The organism is Williamsia sp. Y844 (assembly GCF_056786475.1).
Genome location: NZ_JBXCJB010000004.1, coordinates 164,279 through 182,730 on the forward strand (window position 1 = coordinate 164,279; position 18,452 = coordinate 182,730).

Genomic DNA, 18,452 nt, shown 5'->3' on the forward strand with positions numbered 1-18,452 from the left:
GCGAGCCAGTCGTCACAGTAGGTTGCCTTCGCCTTCGAACTCGTCGAGCTCTTCTTGTGAGAGCCCGGTGAACACTGCGGTGTCAGGTGCCACCCGCTGCCGCGTGTGGGCCTGCGGAGGAGCCGATACGGGCGTCGCAGCCGTCACCGATGTGGCCAGCGGCGCGAGTACCGCAACGGTTCTCGATTCGAACACGTGCGCCGCCGTCAGCTTCAATCCCACCCGGGCGGCGGCACCGACCACCCGGACCGCGGTGATGCTGTCGCCGCCGAGGCCGAAGAAGTCGTCCTCGACGCCCACCTGCGCCACACCGAGCACCTGTGCAAAGACAGCACACAGCGCCGACTCGACCTCGTTCTCGGGTTCTCTGGAGTCCGTGACCATCAACGAGAAATCCGGTTCAGGCAATGCTTTACGATCGAGCTTCCCGTTGGGCGTCTGCGGGAACCCGGCCACTTCGAGTATCGCTGCCGGGATCATGTATTCGGGCAGTATCAGTCGCAGTTCATCGCGTATCTTCGCCCGGTCGACCGCCGCGCCGGCAATCACGCGGACGTACGCCACCAACTGCCCACCGGTGGCGCTCGGAATCACCCGCGCGACACATCGATCCACGCCCTTCATCGAGGCAACCGCGGTTTCCACATCTCCGAGCTCGACCCGGAACCCGCGGACCTTGACCTGATCATCGGTGCGTCCGAGACAGACGAGTCGACCATCGGTCCCCCACCGCGCGAGATCACCGGTCCGGTACATCCGGCATCCCTGCTGATCTGGATCGGCAACAAATCGGGCCGCCGTCAGATCGACCTGCCCGAAGTATCCCGTTGCGACGCCGTCACCGGCGAGATAGAGCTCCCCGACCGCGCCAACCGGGACCGGTTGCAGTGCTCTGTCGAGGACGTATGCACGGGTGTTGGCGATGGGCCTGCCGATGGTGATGTCGGCACCGGAGCTCACCGCGGCCACCGTCGACCACACTGTTGTCTCTGTGGGGCCGTACATGTTCCAGACAGTTCGCGCTGCAGCACCGAGTTCTTCGGCAACGGATTCGGGCAACGGTTCGCCGCCCACCAGAACATCGACTCCGCTCAGATCCAGAGCCGGGCCGAGCGTGAGCAACCCGGCCCACAGCGCAGGCGTCGCCTGCATGACATTCACACCGCTCGAACAGATCCGGTCCGCGAGTGCCTGCGGATCCTGGATCTCGGTATTGCCGGCCAGTACCACCGAACCACCCGAGATCAAGGGTGAGAACAATTCGAGCACCGCGATGTCGAACGAGATCGTCGTGACCGCCAACATCACGGTCTGTGGGCCGAATCCGAATCGATCACTCATGTCGCGCACCAGGTTTGCCATCGCCCGGTCGCTAATGGCAACCCCTTTGGGCAATCCGGTCGAACCCGACGTGTAGATCACGTAGGCCACCGAATGCGGTGTCCGGCGGGCGGTGCCCGACCGCCGCTGCGACCCGGCCGAATCCGGGCGAACGTCTCCGCCCGGCGCATCGAGGACAAGCGTGCGCGCGAGCTGCTGGTCGGACAAGACCCCGGCGCAGTCGGTCGTGGTGAGGATGGTCCGCGGATTGCTGTGCCCGAGCATGTATTCCACCCGGTCGGCCGGGAAGCGCGGATCGAGTGGCACGTAGGCCGCACCCGCTGCCAATGTCGCCAGCAGGGCGACAACGAGCTTCGGCGTGCGGGGCAACAGGATCGCAACTGTGTCGCCGGCACCGACACCCTGCTGCCGCAGGCGGTCGGCCAAGCGGTCGGTGGCGTTGACCAGATCGTCGTAGCGCATCGCATCATCACCCGAGATGATCGCGATGGCATCCGGCGTGCGCTTCGCCGCACTTCGAATCAGTTGCAGCACATCTGTATTCGAATCGGACTCAACACTGCGCCCCGCGATCGGCAGTGCGTCGACCTCACGCGGCGTCGCGACCGGTATCTGACCGAGGCGGGTCTGTGGTCCGGGTGCAAAGAATCGGTCGATGAACGCGACCAGACGCACGCCGAGCGCAGCGAGTTCGGATTCTGTGTACCGCTCGGAGTCGGCGTCGATGCACAACTCCACCGCCCCGGTACGTTCGACGCGCTGTGCGGTGATGCTCAGATCGGTCACCGGCCCACGAGCCAGGGATTCGACCGATGCGTCCAGTCCGGCAAAGCGGATCCGGTCGCCGAACGGTTTGATATTGATCGACGGTCCGACGATCGGCGATGATCCGGCCGACCTCACCGTCCGCGCGATGTCTTCTCCGCGGTATCTCGCGTGTGCACCGATCCGCGACCTGGTCTGCGCAAAGAACTCCATGATCTCGCGGGCGCTGCTTGTCCGAGCGGTATGTATCCGCAGCGGAACAACATTCACCGACGTCGTCGGCACCCGGGTCGCAGACGTCCCCATCCGCGCCATCATCGGGAATCCCAGGATCACGTCATCGCGATCGGTCACGCGGGCCACAAAACCGGCAACACCTGCCGCCAGTGCCTCGATCCAGGTGCCGCCGCCCGACCCCGAACCGGTCATCGCATCGACGGTCTGCGGTGCCACCATGATCCGTTCGGTCCGCACCGATGTCGCAATAGCGGCCGGACCGGCATCCGGATGTGCAAGCGAGGCAGCGGGATCTGAACCGATCACTTCCTGCGCCCAGAACTCTCGATCGATGTCGAACTGCTCGCTCGCGCGGTACCGCAGGTCGTCGTCGACCACATCCCCGACGGAGGGCACAAGGGGTTCGGCGCCGTCGTACACCGCAGAGACCTTGCGCATCAGCAACGCGATACCGAAGGCATCGAGGGCCGCATGGTGGGCGGCCAGGTGAAGAAGATGGGTCTGCGAGCCCAGGATGAGCACGGTTGCCCGCACACAGGGTTCGGATGCCGGATCAATGGCGACCGAATGCCGACGGCGCGCCCATTCCTGCACTGCCGATTCCGGTGACTGCTCCGCCGCTAGATCCACGACCTCGGTAGGGGGCGCCTGGTAACCCAGAGTCATCGCCGCACCATCGGCATCGACCGTGAACCTGGCCGTCGCCACGTCCAGGACGGCCAGTGTGGAATCCGTTGCCCGCACGAGCCGCTCGACGTCGAGCGGGCCGCTCATCCGCAAGAACTGTCCAACCACAAAGGTCGGATTCCCCGGAGCAAGTGCCTGAGCCAAGAGGACGTTCTGCGAGGCGCTGGAGGTGCGCAGAACCTGCTGACGGAGCTGCACGATGCGACTTCTCTTTCCCGAAACGACAACCGAGCCTTAGGTTAGCCTGACCAAGGCACGCCCGGTCAATCGGGATCTCGTTCGGACTGCTTACAGTCTGCCTGCCAGAGTTTCGGTCGCCTGAGCACGGAGCGTGCGGACCCGCTCGAGGACACCACCGGTGACGGGCCGGCGCCAGTAACCACTCGCATCGAGCATCGCCTTGCCGACACCCAGTGATTTCGCCACTGCGCGAAGCTCGCGAACGGTCCCGGCCTCGCCGGCAATCCACATCCAGCCATCTCCGTCGGGAAGCGACAATTCGTTGATCGCCGCGGCCAGCTGCTGACCGTCGGTGACGTCGTTGCGGCGCCGCAACCAGGTGATCCCGTTGATATCGGCCTGCTCATCGGCAGCATCGGGCACCACCGCAAACGCATGAACCGGCCTACCGGCCGGCGGTGCATCGAGGTAGTGCGCGATCGCAGGTAATGCGGTTTCGTCGCCTGCCAAGATCCACCATGGCGCACCAGCAGGCGGCGAGGTCGTCACCTTCGGTCCCGCGAGATGAATGCTGTCGCCCGGCCGCACCGCGCGGGCCCACTCACCCGCAACACCGTGACCGTGCAGCACGAAATCGATATCCAGCTCGCCTGCGACCTCGTCATAACTGCGAACCGTGTAGGACCGCGAGGTCGGCGCCGGACGCTTCGGCCAGTCGAGGTGGCCGTCGTCCTGCTCGGGCAGTGTGAGCACGTTCGTTTCAGGGTCCGAGAAGAAGAGTTTCACGTAGTCGTCCGGATTGTGCGTCGCGAACGGCGTGAGGTCGTAGCCGCCTGCACTGAACGCGCCGAGCTGTTCACCGCCCAGGGTGACGCGCCGCATATGTGGAGTCACATCGACAACCCGGACAACGTGTAGGTGCCGCAACACAATCGGCAGCGACATCCGCTCCGGCGGGACGTGTCGTTCGGTGGTCACGACTGCGCGGCCCCTTCGATTGGGTTGTGGCACACAACACTGCGATACGATCTGATCGCCTTAGGGTAGCCAAACATGATTCATCGATGACCACTGGACCACCGAACGCGCTACGCCGGCGTGGGCCACCCGAGAGGTATTGACCTGTGACAGCGGAACGAACCACCAGCAAACGCCGGGTCCTCCTCGATCTTCGACCACTGCGCGAGAGTGTGAACTTCCGTCGGATCTTCATCGCTCGGACGATTTCCCTGCTCGGGATCGGGATGCTGACGGTGTCGGTGCCGATCCAGACGTACAACCTCAGCGGATCGACGTTCCTCGTCGGCCTGGTGTCAGCATTGGGCGGTGTCGCCACGATCGGCGGCATGCTCGCAGGCGGTGTGCTCGCCGACCGATACGATCGCCGAACCCTGATCCTGTTCTCCCGGACGATGGCGGGCCTGACATTCATCGGGCTCGGCATCAACGCGATACTCCCGGCACCGTCGGTCACCGCAATCGCGGTGCTGACGGTGCTCAACGGGGCATTCGGATCGATCAGCGTTGCCGCGCTGCTGTCGGTGATCCCCAGCCTGATCCCGTCCGACCAGATGATCGGTGTCGGCGCCCTCAATGCACTGACGGTCCGACTCGGCGCGGTTCTGTCCCCGCTCCTGGCCGGCGTGATCGTGGCGACCTGGTCGGTGTCGTGGAACTACTGGATCACCACCATCGGAACGGTGATCACGATCATCATCCTGTCCGGGCTCCCCCGCCTTCCGGCGCCGACCCACGAGCCGACGGAACCAGTCGAGGGCAAGGCTGCCGCCGCCCGCGAATCCGCCGTCCAGTTCCTGCGTCGTGACCGTCTTGTCGGCGGTGTGATCGCGGTCGGTGTGATCGCGATGCTCGGCGGCGGACTGCTCGCACTGATCCCGGCATTTGTCGACGAGCGATTCTCCGGAGATTCACGGACCACCGGCTTGCTTTATGCCGCCGGTGCGATCGGGGCGGTGATCGCGTCGTTCACGAGTGGCTGGCTGTCCTACCTGCGCAGGCCCGGATTGGTGCTGGTGACCGCACTGACCATTGGCTTTGTCCTCCAGGGTGCGGTTGGCCTCACCACCACCGTCTTGCTTGCGGTGCCACTGCTGATCGCGTTCGGAGCGGCGACGACGATCCAGGAAGTGCTGCGCTACAACCTGATCCAAACCAATACCCCGGCCCCGCTACTCGGCCGCGTCAACAGCCTCTGGGCCGCACAGGAAGTCGCAGGCCTCTCGGTTGGCGCCCTGCTGGCCGGTGCCGTCGGCAGTTTCATGGCGGCATCGAGCGCAGTCACCGTCTACAGCGGCATCCTGCTTGTCATCTCACTCTGCGGAGCGGTGGTGTTGCGTCCGCTGCGGACGTATTCACCGCCGAATTCCCCGGTGATAAGGTGAGCCTTCCTTAAGATGTTCGTGGAAACACGTTGAGCGACAGGAAGACAAGAATGACGTCGGAGCGACGGTCGAAGAACATACAGTGGCGCAACCGCCTGATCGGCGTTGTCGCCGCGGGTACGGTACTCCTTCCGCTCCTTGCGGCCTGCGGGTCTGACAGCGATGGCAACCAGACGAACGATGCCCGGAAGGCAACGGACACCGCGGCCTCCTCGGAGTCGACATCCGGTTCGTTCCCGGTGACCGTGAGCGGTGCGTTCGGCGACGTCACCATCGAATCGAAGCCCGAGCGGGTCCTGGCACTGAGTCCGACCGACGCAGACATCGTCCTCTCACTCGGCGTGACCCCGATCGCCATACCCACCAGCGCACAGACCGACTCGACAACCAACGGCACCGGCCTGTTCCCCTGGGCGCAGGGCAAGTACCCGGCCGGGACACCCAAGTTGGACCTGAGCACCGCCCAGTCGTCCACTCTCGAAGCAATTCTGGCCCTCGAGCCCGACGTCATGGTCGGCACCGCGTTCTACGGCCTGGTCGACCAGACGAATGCCGCACTCGCCGACGTGGCACCGATCGTGTCGTACACGACCCAGGCGAACGGCGATTCCTGGCAGGACTCGACCCGAAAGGTCGCGAAAGCCCTTGGCCTCGAGGCCAAGGGTGAAGAGGTCATCGCCTCGGCAGATTCGACGCTCTCCGACGCCGCGGCGGCCAACCCGCAGCTCAAGGGCAAGACGTTCAACGTCCTCATCTCGCCGTCGGCATCCGACGTCTACATCCTGTGCTCGGCCGACGACAACCTGGGCCGCGTCATGAAGGAGTTCGGCATGGTGCTGTCCGACTACGCACAGAGCGTCCCGTGCACCAATGGCCGGACCCAGGTCAGCTACGAAAGCCTGGAGAAACTCGACGCCGATGTGCTGATCGTCTTCCCGGACACCTCGGACCAGATGAGTCTGCTCAGTGATCAGCAGCTGTGGACCAACATGCCTGCCGTCAAACGTGGTGCCGTCGTGGAGATCCCGAAGACCGAGTCGGTCCCGGCCGCACTGGCGTTCCCGTCAGCGCCCAGCCTCGAATGGGCCGTAGATCAGATGACCCCGAAGATCGTGGAAGCTGCGGCGAAGTAGCTGGACACGTAAGGCCAACCGGCCCACAAACAACTGGGCCCACAAGTTGAATCGGCGCGGCGGTGAACATCTCACCGCCGCGCCGATTGCTGTATCCCGAACTGTTGCGATATCCGAGCCGACCCGAAGCCGGCAAGCCCTCAGGCCGAACCAACCCATTCGTCGGTGCCGTCGGCGAAGATCTGGTGTTTCCACACCGGCAGCTGGGCTTTGACCTCGTCGACCAGGAGCGCACACGTGGCGAACGCTGCCTGCCGGTGGTCGGCTGCAACGGCGACCACCAGTGCGGCGTCGCCGATGGCGAGGTTGCCGACGCGATGCGACACCGCCACGGCACGTACACCTTCCGCGGCCGCTGCGATCTCGGCGACGACCCTTGCCACCACCTCGGCGGCGGTCGGATGGGCACTGTAGTTCAGAGCGGTCACGTCTCGGCCACCATCGTGATTACGCACGGCACCAACAAAACTCACGATTGCCCCGGCAGCACCATCGGCGGCGTCACCGGCAAGTTGTTCGTGCACAGCGGTCGACAACGGTTCCTCGGTCACGGCGGCCAACGCCACCACGGCTGCCATCAGTGATCACCTCCGTTGATCTGATCGATCGCGTGGTCCAGAACCGGCTCGAGAACCTCGAGTCCGTCCCGCACACCTCCGCTGGAGCCCGGGAGGTTGACGATCAGTGTGCGTCCCGCAGTACCGACGATGCCACGCGAGAGGACCGCGGTGGGCACCTTCGGAAGTCCGCTGCGCCGGATGGCGTCGGCCAGACCGGGTATGGCGCGGTCGATCACGGCTGCGGTTTGTTCGGGAGTGTGGTCGGTGGGTGTGAGCCCGGTTCCCCCGGTGGTGATGATGAGGGCAACTCCGGCGGCAACAGCACCACGCAGCGCCTCACCCACCGGGTCGCCGTCAGGCACTACCTGCGGCTGCCCGACCTCATAACCACGCTCACTGAGCCACCCGGCGATGATCGGCCCACAGCGGTCCGGATACACGCCGGTTGCAGCCCGTGTCGAGGCCACCACGATCGCCGCAGTGCGCGGCGCGGCGTGTTCAGACCCCGGTGAACCGGCGCTATTCCCCGGTGAATCGGCGCTATGCATCGTCGCGCTTCCAATGACCTTTCTTGCCGCCGGTCTTCTCGGCAAGTCCGATGTCGGTCATCTGCGCGCGGGGGTCGACCCCTTTGACCATGTCGTGAAGTGTGAGACCGGTAACGGCGACAGCGGTCAGCGCTTCCATCTCGACGCCGGTGCGATCGGTGGTGACGGCCGTGGCCCGCACCCCGATGGTGCTCTCACCGAGTTCGAAGTCGACGCCGACGGAACTGAGCGCCACCTGATGACAGAGCGGGATCAGTTCAGGGGTCTTCTTGGCCGCCATGATCCCGGCGATCCGGGCCGTGGCCAACGCATCACCCTTGGGCAAACCACCAGACGACAGCAGCCCGATCACTTCGGCGGTGGTCACAAAAGTGCCCGTTGCCACAGCTTTTCGGGTGGTCGCGGGCTTGCCTCCGACATCGACCATCTTCGCTGCCCCGGACTCATCGAGATGAGTCAGGCGCCCCGAATCCGATGAGGGATCCACCGATCAGCGATTGACCGTGGTGCGGGGATGGAGGTAAGGAAGATCGCTCGGATCCACCGGGAATGTGATGTCGCCAAAGGGTGACAGCGATCCGGAACGATTGGACGTGAATTCACTCACGGCGTGCTCGCCGTCCGGAACCTCAGGCCAACCATTGTCCACGTACTTCTTCTTTTCAGCCACGGCGGTCATTGTGCCATGAGCGGCGCGCATATCATCTACTGGATGAGCCCCGACCAGCCAATCAGCCTGGCCGACGACCTCGCCTCGCGCAGCGACGAACAACTGCTTGATCTGTTGCAGGCGCGGCCCGACCTGGCAAGCCCACCTCCTCCGGGTGTTGTGGTCCTCGCCCAGCGGGCGTTGTCGGCGGCCTCGATCAACCGATCCGGCGAAGATCTGGACCTGCTCGCGGTGGCCGTTCTCGAAACCCTGAGCACATTGCGACGCGAGTCCGGCGGCGAGCCCGTCGCCGCCGCTGCCATCGTCGAAGCCCTGTCACAGCGCGGCGATCCGGCCGCGATCAGCGCTCGGATCGATTCACTGATCGCGCTGGCGCTGATCTGGGGTCCACGCGTGGCACTACGTACCGGACCGCACATGCCGGCCGCGTGGCCCTGGCGCGCACCGCTGGCCACCGCGCCAATCAACATGCGCGGCCTCGAGGAGATCCGGAAGACGATCGACGCGCTCGGTGAGCGCGAACGCGAACTGTTGACCACGCTGTCCACCGGCCCCGGCCTCGGCCGAACCCGTGACGCCGCACTCGGACCGGACTCGGACCGACCGGTTCCCCAACTCGTTCACCAGGATCTGCTTGTTGTGGTGGACGATCAGACCGTCGAATTGCCGGTGGTGGTCGGGCAGCTGCTGCGCGGCGAGGATCCGGCCGAGCCCAAGACTCTGCGCCCACCGGAACTGACCGGCGGGGGCGGCCGCAAGATCGGTCTCGGCGAGGTCGACGCCGCGGCCGCGGGCGAGGCCATGGAGTTCTTGCGGCACAGCGCAGATGTGCTCGAGACCCTCGGAGCGCAGCCGGCCACGGTCCTGCGCGCAGGAGGGATGGGAGTCCGCGAGATCCGCCGCCTGACCAAAGCGGTGGGCGTGGACGAGAAACGGATGGGGCTGGTGCTCGAAGTGCTGGCGGGCCTGCGCCTGATCGACTCCGGCTTCCCCGAGCCCGACCTGTCCGACGGTCTGGAACCGTCGTGGGCACCAACAACTTCCGCCGACAGCTGGATCCATCAGAGCACCGAACGACGCTGGTTCTCGATCGCGTCGGCGTGGATCGATCTACATCGTCGCCCATGGCAGATCGGCGACCGAACCCCCGAAGGCACGACCATCGGTGCGTTGGTCGGCTCGATTTCGGAGGGCGCCGCACGCGCCGAACGAATGCTGGTGCTGCAGGCATTGGCCGAGGCCAAGCCCGGTGCCGCTGTCAGTCCCACATCGGTCGGACGACAGATCGCCTGGCGCCATCCTCGCTGGATACGTCGACTGTCACAGACAACAATTGCCGAGACACTCTCTGAAGCACAGGCATTGGGCCTGGTCGCCCACGGCGCCCTGACATCCGCGGGTCGCGAGATCGTCGCCGCCGGACCGGCCGAGGACATCGAGCCGCAGACGCTGGCCGCAATGGCACGGTCCATTCCGGCCCCCATCGACTACTTCCTGGCCCAGGCAGATCAGACGATCACCGCACCCGGTCCGCTGACACCCGAACTGATGGCCGACCTCAGCCTGGTCGCAGATCTCGAATCCGGTGGCGCCGCATCGGTGTATCGGGTCTCGGAAGCAACCGTCCGACGTGCACTCGACGCCGGACGTACCGGCACCGAGTTGCTCACCTTCTTCACCTCTCATTCGAAAACACCGGTGCCGCAGTCGATCTCCTATCTGATCGACGATGTCGCCCGCAAACACGGACAGCTCCGGGTTGGCGTCGCCAGCACGTTCATCCGATGTGAGGATCCGACGACGCTGGCCGCGGTGCTCAGCTCCCCGGTAGCCGAGGAACTCTCGCTACGTGCGTTGGCCCCGACCGTCGCCGTGACATCGGAACCGTTGATCGGCGTGCTCGATCACCTCCGGGCAGCCGGGTTCGCCCCGGCAGGCGAGGACGCCACTGGCGAACTCGTCGACCTACGGTTCCGAGGCGCCCGGCTACAGACACCACGCGAACGGCAGAGCGCCCGCAAACCGTCGCTGTCTCTGCCCAGCCGGGATCGGCTCGGCGCAGTGGTCACGCACATGCGTTCGCAGGATGCCGCCAACTCCGCAACTCTGGTCCGTCCCGGGAAGGGCGGCTCGTCGGTGACCGGCGGCGGACTGCCCGCCACCGCACTGCTGCAGAAAGCGCTGAACTCCAAGAGCACGGTGCGGCTGGGATACGTCAACGCGGAGGGCTTTGCGAGCCGTCACGTAGTGGTCCCCCGATTGATCGGCGCCGGGCAGGTGATCGCGACCGAGCCCGGCACCGACGACGAGCACCGGTTCTCGCTGCACCGCATCACCACCGTCGAAATGGTCGATTGACCATCGGCCTGCAAAGAGAGCCACGTCACCCCTACGTGGCACAAACGCGCACTTCCCAGGACAATGAATCCTTGTGACCGACGGACCCCTGATCGTGCAATCCGACAAGACCCTGCTTCTCGAGGTCGACCATCCCCGAGCGGCCGAAGCGCGCGCAGCCATCGCGCCGTTCGCGGAGCTCGAACGCGCACCCGAACACGTGCACACCTACCGGGTGACGCCGCTGGCGCTGTGGAACGCCCGCGCGGCAGGCCACGACGCCGAACAGGTGGTAGACGCGCTGGTCAGCTTCTCGCGCTACGCCGTACCGCAGCCGCTGCTCATGGACGTCGTCGACACCATGGGCCGCTTCGGACGGCTGCAATTGGTCAAGAGTCCGGTCCACGGATTGACCCTGGTGAGCTTCGATCGCGCGGTTCTCGTGGAGATCATGCGCAACAAAAAGATCGCTCCCATGCTCGGGGACCGCGTCGACGACGACACCGTCATCGTGCATCCGTCCGAACGTGGACGGCTCAAGCAAGTACTGCTCAAGGTCGGCTGGCCTGCCGAAGACCTCGCCGGATACGTCGATGGCGAAGCCCATGCGATTTCGCTTGACGAGAACGGCTGGGAGCTGCGTGACTACCAGCAGTTGGCTGCCGATTCGTTCTGGGCAGGCGGTTCCGGTGTGGTGGTCCTGCCCTGTGGCGCAGGCAAGACGATGGTCGGCGCAGCCGCCATGGCCAAGGCTCAGGCGACCACATTGATCATGGTCACCAACACCGTGGCCGGACGCCAGTGGAAACGCGAGCTGATCGCCCGGACGTCACTCACGGAGGAAGAGATCGGCGAGTACTCCGGCGAACGCAAAGAGATCCGTCCGGTCACCATCGCGACCTATCAGGTGATGACCCGCAAGACGAAGGGCGAGTACCGCAACCTCGACCTCTTCGACTCCCGGGACTGGGGCCTGATCATCTATGACGAGGTCCATCTGCTGCCCGCTCCGGTGTTCCGGATGACCGCCGACCTCCAGTCGCGACGCCGGCTCGGCCTCACCGCCACCCTCGTGCGCGAGGACGGTCGCGAGGGCGACGTGTTCAGCCTGATCGGTCCGAAACGTTACGACGCACCGTGGAAGGACATCGAGGCACAGGGTTGGATCGCGCCTGCCGAATGCATCGAGGTGCGCGTGACCCTGACCGACAACGAACGCCTCGAATACGCCGTCGCCGAGCCGGAGGAGAAATACAAACTCTGCTCCACCGCGCACACCAAGATCAATGTGGTGAAGTCGATTCTCGCGCAGCACCAGGGTTCTCAGACGCTGGTGATCGGCGCGTATCTCGATCAGCTCGACGAACTGGGTGAAGCATTGAATGCGCCGGTGATCAAGGGTTCCACCAAGAACCAGGAACGTGAGGTGCTCTTCCAGCAGTTCCGCACCGGTGAGATACAGATCTTGGTGGTGTCGAAGGTGGCCAACTTCTCCATCGATCTGCCCGAGGCGTCCGTCGCGGTCCAGGTTTCGGGAACGTTCGGATCCCGACAGGAAGAGGCCCAGCGCCTCGGCCGCCTGCTGCGGCCGAAAGCCGATGGCGGACAGGCACACTTCTACTCGGTGGTGTCCCGCGATACCGTCGATGCCGACTATGCGGCCCACCGGCAACGCTTCCTCGCCGAACAGGGTTACGCCTACCGGATCACCGACGCCGACGACCTGCTCGGCCCTGCCATCGGCTGATCGGCAACCGGCTCATCTGCCGCACGCGTTGTCGGGCGATCAGTCGGCGGGACTGCCGAAGCAGAACCCGAGCGGCTTCGGACGATCGAACGTTATCGCGCTGGGGCAACCGGGGACGGTGGTCGAGTCGACCCTGGTCAGCACCTTGAGCACCGTGTTGATCTGGCTGCTCCCGACTTCACAGGGCACCTCTTTCATCCCGGTCAGTGACGCGACCGGGACCTCGTAACAGCTGCCTTCCTGGAAGTTGGGGACCAGACAGAGTTTCGTTTCGTCCTCACCGGCCTGCGTCAGCTCCGAATACTGCTCTCCCCCACAGGATTCGGTCCGCGAATCAAGGTTCTCCGCGACGATGAAATTCAGCGGCGAGGTCTTGCCGCAGTCGACGATGTCGAAGTCCGCATCCGAGTTGGCGCCGGTCACGGTGATGCAGTCGCCGGCTTTGACGTCGTCGATGTCGTCGGCGAGGACAACCGCCAGCGCCACCACAGCGATCACGCCTGCGACCAGAACAGCCGCGACCACCGCCAGAACCACCCACAACGTGCGCTTCTTGCGGGGTGGGGGCTGCTGGTAGTTGCCGTACTGCGGGACCGCGCCATACGGCTGGGCGAGGGGCTGCTGCGGATAGGGCTGGCCATACTGCGGATTGGCCTGGCCGGGCTGCTGCGGGTAGGGCTGACCGGGGAACGTCGGCGGCGGATAGGCCGGACCGGACGGGGGACCATAACCCGGCTGCGGCGGTGGATATGACTGACCCGGTCCCGGTTGGCCGGGCGTGCCACCGGGGTACTGCTGTCCATAGGGATTCTGCTCCCCATACGGGTTGTACCCACCCGGACCATTGGGACCCGGCGCGCCGGGATAGGGACCTTGATCTGACACGCGATACCTTCCGATGACCGAAATGCTGAGGTTCATCAGCGTAACCGCTGACGACCGCGCCACCGAGGTGAAGCAGCTCCGGCCGCCCGCGCCGCGGTAGCGTTGGAGACTGCGAGCATCTGACATCCCAGGAGGCCAACAGACATGCGGACCGTCAAGCGGCTACAACCGTTCTCGTCGACAATCTTCGCCGAGATGTCCCAGTTGGCCATCCAACACGATGCCATCAATCTCGGGCAGGGCTTCCCGGACACCGACGGCCCGGAAACCATGCTCATGGTCGCGCAGGATGCGATCGCGACCGGACACAACCAGTACCCGCCCGGCGCCGGGATCCCGGCGCTGCGGACGGCAGTCGCCCAGCATCAACTCGACCACTATGGCCTGCACTACGATCCCGACACCGAGGTCCTGATCACCGTCGGCGCGACCGAGGCCATCACCGGTGCCGTTGTCGGCCTGGTCGAGGCGGGCACCGATGTGGTGATGATCGAGCCGTACTACGACTGCTATGCCGCCGCCACCGCGATGGCAGGCGCCAACCGGGTCACCGTCCCACTGGTTCCGGACGGCGACGGCTTCACCCTCGACCGCGACGCACTGGACCGTGCGATCACGTCCGATACCGCGCTGGTGATCGTCAACTCGCCGCACAACCCCACCGGTACGGTCCTTTCCGACGACGATCTGCAGGCCATCGCCAACGCCTGCATCGAGAACGACGTGGTGGCGTTGACCGACGAGGTCTACGAGCACCTGTTGTTCGACAACCGCACGCACACTCCGCTGGCAACGCTGCCTGGCATGAGGGAACGGACGCTGCGGGTCAGCTCGGCCGGTAAGACGTTCAACTGCACCGGATGGAAGGTCGGCTGGATCAGTGGTCCGGCCGAGCTCGTCGCCGCGGCCCGGACCGCCAAACAGTTCATGAGTTACGTCGGCAGCGGACCGTTCCAGCCGGCTGTGGCCTCGGCGCTGAACACCGAAATGGACTGGGTTCGCCAGTCCGCGGCCCGCCTGCAGCGCAGCCGCGATCTCATCACCAGCGCCCTGACCGATGTCGGTTTCGATGTCCACCGCAGTGAGGGCACCTACTTCGTCTGTGCCGATCCCCGTCCGCTGGGTTATCACGACGGCGCGGCGTTCTGCCGCGACCTACCCGAGCGGATCGGTGTCGCGGCGGTCCCGGTCAGCGCCTTCGTCGATCACCAGGACCAGTGGAGCCACCTGGTCAGGTTCGCTTTTGCCAAGCGCGACAATGTGATCGAACAGGCCGCAGAACGGTTGCGCGCCCTGGCCTGAAGTCGACCACCGCCACGACGACCATTCGGCTTGACTTCATGCGCGCTTGAAGTTCTACGGTCTGGTACATGGATACAACCGATACGACGTCCCGAAAGACCATGCGCGCAATCGAAGTTCAGGAATTCGGTGACCCACATGTGCTTCACCTCGGCGACGCCCCAGTCCCCTCGCCGACAGCCGGGCAAGTCCTGATCAAGGTGGCTGCTGCGGATGTGATGTTCCTCGATGCCCGCCTTCGCAGCGGCTGGGGTACCGACCACTTCGAGATGCCGTTGCCCTACATACCCGGCGGCGGCGTCGGCGGCACGATTGTCGACGTCGCGGACGGCGAGGACCGGTCGTTGCTCGGCAGGCGGGTGATCAGCAGGACCGCCGCGAGCGGAGTTGCCGGCGGGCTACCGATCGGCGGCTATGCCGAGTTCGCGCTCGCCAACGCCGACACGGTCGTACCGATCCCCGACCACCTCGCCCTCGAGGACGCCACGGCCCTGGTTCACGACGGGCGCACAGCCTTGGCGGCATTTGAAACCGCTCGGATCACCCCCGGCGATCGGGTACTGATCACCGGAGCGGCAGGCGGATTGGGAACCCTGTTGACCCAGCTGTCCCGCACCGCGGGTGCAGAGGTGATCGCAGGCGTGAGCAGTGCGACAAAAGCCCAATTGTCGACCGCTCTGGGCGCAACAGCCACCGTGCGGTACGACTCCGACAGCTGGCCGGAGCAGGTCCGCCAAGTCGCCGGCGGAAACGGCGTCGACGTGGTGTTCGACGGGGTCGGCGGATCGCTCGGAGCCATCGCCGCAGCCACCCTGGGGCCAGGCGGACGGTTCCTTGGATACGGTTCGGCGGCAGGAACTTTCGCAGACATCCAGAACACCACGACCGCCGTGACCGCGACGTCGCTGCGCCAACTCACCATCGATCCGTCCATCGACTGGCAAGCGTTGCTACACCGGGCGGTACGGATCGCCGCGGACGGCGAACTGAAGGTCCATGTCGGACAGACCTTTCCGCTCGCCGATGCCGCGGCAGCCCACACGATGATCGAATCTCGTGACAGCCTCGGACGCACACTGCTCTTGATGACCCCGTAGGTCAGGCACCAGCGGTGGCACCCCGCGCCGGCAGCAGTTTCTTCACCACGTCGTTCATGGTCAGCAGGCCACAGGTCTGCGCCCCGTCGGTCACCACGGCCAGATGCCCGCGGGTTTCACGCATCGTCTGCAGTGCCTCGTAGACCGGGGTTGCCGCATCCAGCGTCAGCACCGGCCGCATCAGCTCCCCGGCGGTGGTGATCGGTGGCACGGTCAGGCTGTCCCGAACGTGCACCACGCCTTCGATTCCGGCAATGCCGCTGACCAGCAGCCGCAGGTGTCCTGTGGCGTATCCGGCCGCCCGGATGTCGGCGGCAGTAGCGTCCACATCGATGGAACTCGGTGCCATGCCTCGGTTCACCAGCTCACCGACGGTCAGATTCTCGAGTTCCAGAGCCACCGCCAGTTGGCCGTGGTACCGCTCGTCGAGTGTGCCCACCGTCGCCGAATGTTCCACGAGATGCCGTAGCGCGTCCGAATCCTGCCCTGTGTCAACCTGATCCACCGGCGTCACACCAACCTTCACCAGGAGCCAGTTCGCCATTCTGTTCAGGGTGAGCAGCAGCGGCCGCGTGAGCCACATGAATCCTCGCATCGGCAACGCGAGCATGGTTGCAGACTTCTCGGGATGTGCGATCGCCCATGATTTCGGTGCCATCTCCCCCACCACAAGATGCAGAAAAGTGACGATAAGCAGTGCGAGAACGAATCCCAGAACATCGGCGAGCCACAGCGGGGCACCCCAGCCGTCGAACATCGGGGTGAGCCAATGGTGCACAGCCGGTTTGGTCACCGCTCCCAACGCGAGGGTGCAGACGGTGATGCCCAGCTGCGAGCCGGCCAGAAGCACCGACAGCTCCGATGCACTGCGCAACGCCGCCCGCGCCGCTCGACTGTCCGGCGCCGCATCCTCGAGTCGATGCCGTCGAGCGGCGATCAACGCGAACTCCACCGCGACAAAAAATGCCGATGCGGCGATCAGCGCCACCGTGATGGCCACGATGACCCAGGGGTTACTCATCGTCGACTCCCTTCGTCACCGTCAACGTCACGAAGAGCGTTGCGGGAACATGCGATTCGATCGATGTCACTTCCGCGATCAGCTTGCGTACCGGAGCATCGGAATCACTGGCCAGATCGGCCGGGTCCGGTTGGAGTTCGATCTCGATGCGCTCTCCGACCTCGGGCAGCCCGGCATACTGGGCGACAACCGCACCGGCCAGCGTCTCGAAGTCACCTTCGGGCAGGCTGTATCCAACGATCCGCTCGACCTCGTCCACGTGCAGTTCACCGGGCATCGTCCAGCCGTCCTCGGCGTTACCCGCCACGACTGCACCGCCTTCGGGATCGTGCTCGTCGGCGATCTCACCGACCAGCTCCTCGGCGATGTCTTCGACGGTGATGATTCCGGAGAAACCGCCGTATTCGTCGACGACCAGTGCCATCGCATCGGATTCCTCGGTCAGGTGGGCCAGCACCTGCGGGAGCGGCAACGTGGTCGGCACGACCACCGCCGGGCGTGAACGCGACAAAGCGGTCCCCGTTGTCGGGTCCTCGAGCAGATCGTGCAGGTGGATCACACCCAATAGGTCGTCCGACGTCGAACCGATCACCGGATACCGGGTGTGGCCGGTACCCATCAGTTCCACCACATCGGCTACCGGCAGGTCGGCATGCACCGTGCCCACCCTGGACCGCGGGATCATCGCGTGTTCGGCTGTCTGCGTGGGGAAGTCGAGGATCCGGTCGAGCAATGTCGACAACTCGGCAGGCAATTCGCCTGCATCCCGGGAGTTCGCGACGATGTGTTCGAGGTCGCGTGCGGTCGCCGAGTGTTCGACGTCGTGAACCGGCTCGATCCGCAATGCACGCAGAAGCAGATTCGACGATTGGTCGAACAGCCAGATCAGCCAACCGAACAGCCGGAGGTACAGCGTTGTCGATACCGCCAACCACCGTGCGACCGGTTCCGGGCGCGCGATGGCGAGGTTCTTCGGGAACAGTTCACCGAACAACATCTGCACCAGCGTCGAGAAGGCGACGGCGATGATCGCGCCGATCGCGATGCCGACACCGGTCGGGATGCCCACCCCACCCAGCAGTTCACCCACACCCTTGCCGATGAGGGGTTCGGCGACGTAGCCGACGAGCAGGCCGGTGACAGTGATGCCCAGCTGCGCTCCGGAGAGCATGAATGAAGTGCGCCGCGTAACGGTGAGCGCACGAGCGGCACTGATGTCGCCGGCCTCGGCGCGCGCCTTGAGGCGCGACCGGTCAACTGACATATATGCGAACTCTTGGGCAACGAAATAGCCGGTGAGCGCGGAGATGAGAAGTACAACGAGGATGCCGAGAGCGATGGACACGAGCGTCAACGCGGAGTCGACCCCGCTTCGGCCGTCAGGTCAATGTCGAAGGGTCTATCTGTGCGCGGTGCGCTGGCCATGGCTCTTTCTGCGGTTAAGCGGGTCAATACCACTGCGCCCGGACGGGCACCAATGGTAATGGGTTCGTAAATAAACTGCGCTCTAGCATACCGGATACGGAATTTTGTCGTACAT

Annotated in this window: 15 protein-coding genes; 6 read left to right on the forward strand and 9 right to left on the reverse strand. The window is 65.0% G+C overall.

The window, feature by feature from the left end:
* Nucleotides 1–12: 12 nt before the first annotated feature.
* The gene (locus tag AC1TQG_RS21880; RefSeq protein WP_482140197.1) at nt 13–3,228 is read right to left on the reverse strand and encodes an amino acid adenylation domain-containing protein; all 3,216 of its coding nucleotides are present in this window, start codon (nt 3,226–3,228) and stop codon (nt 13–15) included.
* A 90-nt stretch (nt 3,229–3,318) separates the two neighbouring features.
* Complete coding sequence (locus AC1TQG_RS21885) at nt 3,319–4,188, reverse strand: siderophore-interacting protein (protein ID WP_482140199.1); 870 nt, start codon at nt 4,186–4,188, stop codon at nt 3,319–3,321.
* 146 nt (nt 4,189–4,334) lie between these two features.
* Here AC1TQG_RS21885 and entS point away from each other — a divergent pair, with 146 nt between their 5' ends.
* Together entS and AC1TQG_RS21895 are read left to right on the forward strand one after the other, a co-directional pair.
* Nucleotides 4,335–5,612 carry an enterobactin transporter EntS gene (gene entS / locus AC1TQG_RS21890; RefSeq protein WP_482140200.1) on the forward strand — a complete coding sequence of 426 codons (1,278 nt, stop codon included), beginning with the start codon at nt 4,335–4,337 and terminating at the stop codon, nt 5,610–5,612.
* 50 nt (nt 5,613–5,662) lie between these two features.
* Nucleotides 5,663–6,745 carry an iron-siderophore ABC transporter substrate-binding protein gene (locus tag AC1TQG_RS21895; protein WP_482140202.1) on the forward strand — a complete coding sequence of 361 codons (1,083 nt, stop codon included), beginning with the start codon at nt 5,663–5,665 and terminating at the stop codon, nt 6,743–6,745.
* Between the two features lie 140 nt (nt 6,746–6,885).
* On the opposite strand, the gene AC1TQG_RS21900 is transcribed toward AC1TQG_RS21895, so the two are convergent.
* Genes AC1TQG_RS21900 through AC1TQG_RS21915 form a run of 4 tightly spaced genes read right to left on the reverse strand, consistent with a single transcriptional unit; the run spans nt 6,886 to nt 8,532 of the window.
* Nucleotides 6,886–7,323: a molybdenum cofactor biosynthesis protein MoaE gene (locus AC1TQG_RS21900; protein ID WP_482140204.1), complete on the reverse strand. Its 438-nt coding sequence runs from the start codon at nt 7,321–7,323 to the stop codon at nt 6,886–6,888.
* Nucleotides 7,323–7,853, reverse strand: coding sequence for a MogA/MoaB family molybdenum cofactor biosynthesis protein (locus AC1TQG_RS21905; RefSeq protein ID WP_482140205.1), 531 nt, complete (start codon nt 7,851–7,853; stop codon nt 7,323–7,325). Before AC1TQG_RS21905 ends, AC1TQG_RS21900 begins: the two co-directional genes overlap by 1 nt.
* Nucleotides 7,846–8,340 carry a cyclic pyranopterin monophosphate synthase MoaC gene (moaC, locus tag AC1TQG_RS21910; protein WP_482140207.1) on the reverse strand — a complete coding sequence of 165 codons (495 nt, stop codon included), beginning with the start codon at nt 8,338–8,340 and terminating at the stop codon, nt 7,846–7,848. Before moaC ends, AC1TQG_RS21905 begins: the two co-directional genes overlap by 8 nt.
* Before the next feature lie 3 nt (nt 8,341–8,343).
* Nucleotides 8,344–8,532: a hypothetical protein gene (locus AC1TQG_RS21915; protein ID WP_482140209.1), complete on the reverse strand. Its 189-nt coding sequence runs from the start codon at nt 8,530–8,532 to the stop codon at nt 8,344–8,346.
* Nucleotides 8,533–8,538: 6 nt separating this feature from the next.
* On the opposite strand from AC1TQG_RS21915, the gene AC1TQG_RS21920 reads away from it, so the two are divergent.
* Both AC1TQG_RS21920 and AC1TQG_RS21925 read left to right on the forward strand, forming a co-directional pair.
* Complete coding sequence (locus AC1TQG_RS21920) at nt 8,539–10,881, forward strand: helicase-associated domain-containing protein (protein ID WP_482140211.1); 2,343 nt, start codon at nt 8,539–8,541, stop codon at nt 10,879–10,881.
* Nucleotides 10,882–10,954: 73 nt separating this feature from the next.
* Entirely contained in the window at nt 10,955–12,607 is a 1,653-nt protein-coding gene (locus AC1TQG_RS21925) for a DNA repair helicase XPB (RefSeq protein ID WP_482140213.1), read from the forward strand.
* 39 nt (nt 12,608–12,646) lie between these two features.
* Here AC1TQG_RS21925 and AC1TQG_RS21930 read toward each other — a convergent pair whose 3' ends face one another.
* Nucleotides 12,647–13,492 (reverse strand): LppU/SCO3897 family protein, encoded by an 846-nt coding sequence (locus tag AC1TQG_RS21930; RefSeq protein ID WP_482140215.1) that lies wholly within the window; start codon nt 13,490–13,492, stop codon nt 12,647–12,649.
* 144 nt (nt 13,493–13,636) lie between these two features.
* On the opposite strand from AC1TQG_RS21930, the gene AC1TQG_RS21935 reads away from it, so the two are divergent.
* Together AC1TQG_RS21935 and AC1TQG_RS21940 are read left to right on the forward strand one after the other, a co-directional pair.
* Nucleotides 13,637–14,794, forward strand: coding sequence for a pyridoxal phosphate-dependent aminotransferase (locus tag AC1TQG_RS21935; protein ID WP_482140217.1), 1,158 nt, complete (start codon nt 13,637–13,639; stop codon nt 14,792–14,794).
* Between the two features lie 68 nt (nt 14,795–14,862).
* Nucleotides 14,863–15,891: a zinc-binding dehydrogenase gene (locus tag AC1TQG_RS21940; RefSeq protein ID WP_482140219.1), complete on the forward strand. Its 1,029-nt coding sequence runs from the start codon at nt 14,863–14,865 to the stop codon at nt 15,889–15,891.
* 1 nt (nt 15,892) lies between these two features.
* On the opposite strand, the gene AC1TQG_RS21945 is transcribed toward AC1TQG_RS21940, so the two are convergent.
* Both AC1TQG_RS21945 and AC1TQG_RS21950 read right to left on the reverse strand, forming a co-directional pair.
* Nucleotides 15,893–16,912: a hemolysin family protein gene (locus tag AC1TQG_RS21945; protein ID WP_482140221.1), complete on the reverse strand. Its 1,020-nt coding sequence runs from the start codon at nt 16,910–16,912 to the stop codon at nt 15,893–15,895.
* Nucleotides 16,905–18,266 (reverse strand): hemolysin family protein, encoded by a 1,362-nt coding sequence (locus tag AC1TQG_RS21950; RefSeq protein WP_482140222.1) that lies wholly within the window; start codon nt 18,264–18,266, stop codon nt 16,905–16,907. The genes AC1TQG_RS21945 and AC1TQG_RS21950 overlap by 8 nt, the downstream gene beginning before the upstream one ends.
* Nucleotides 18,267–18,452 lie beyond the last annotated feature (186 nt).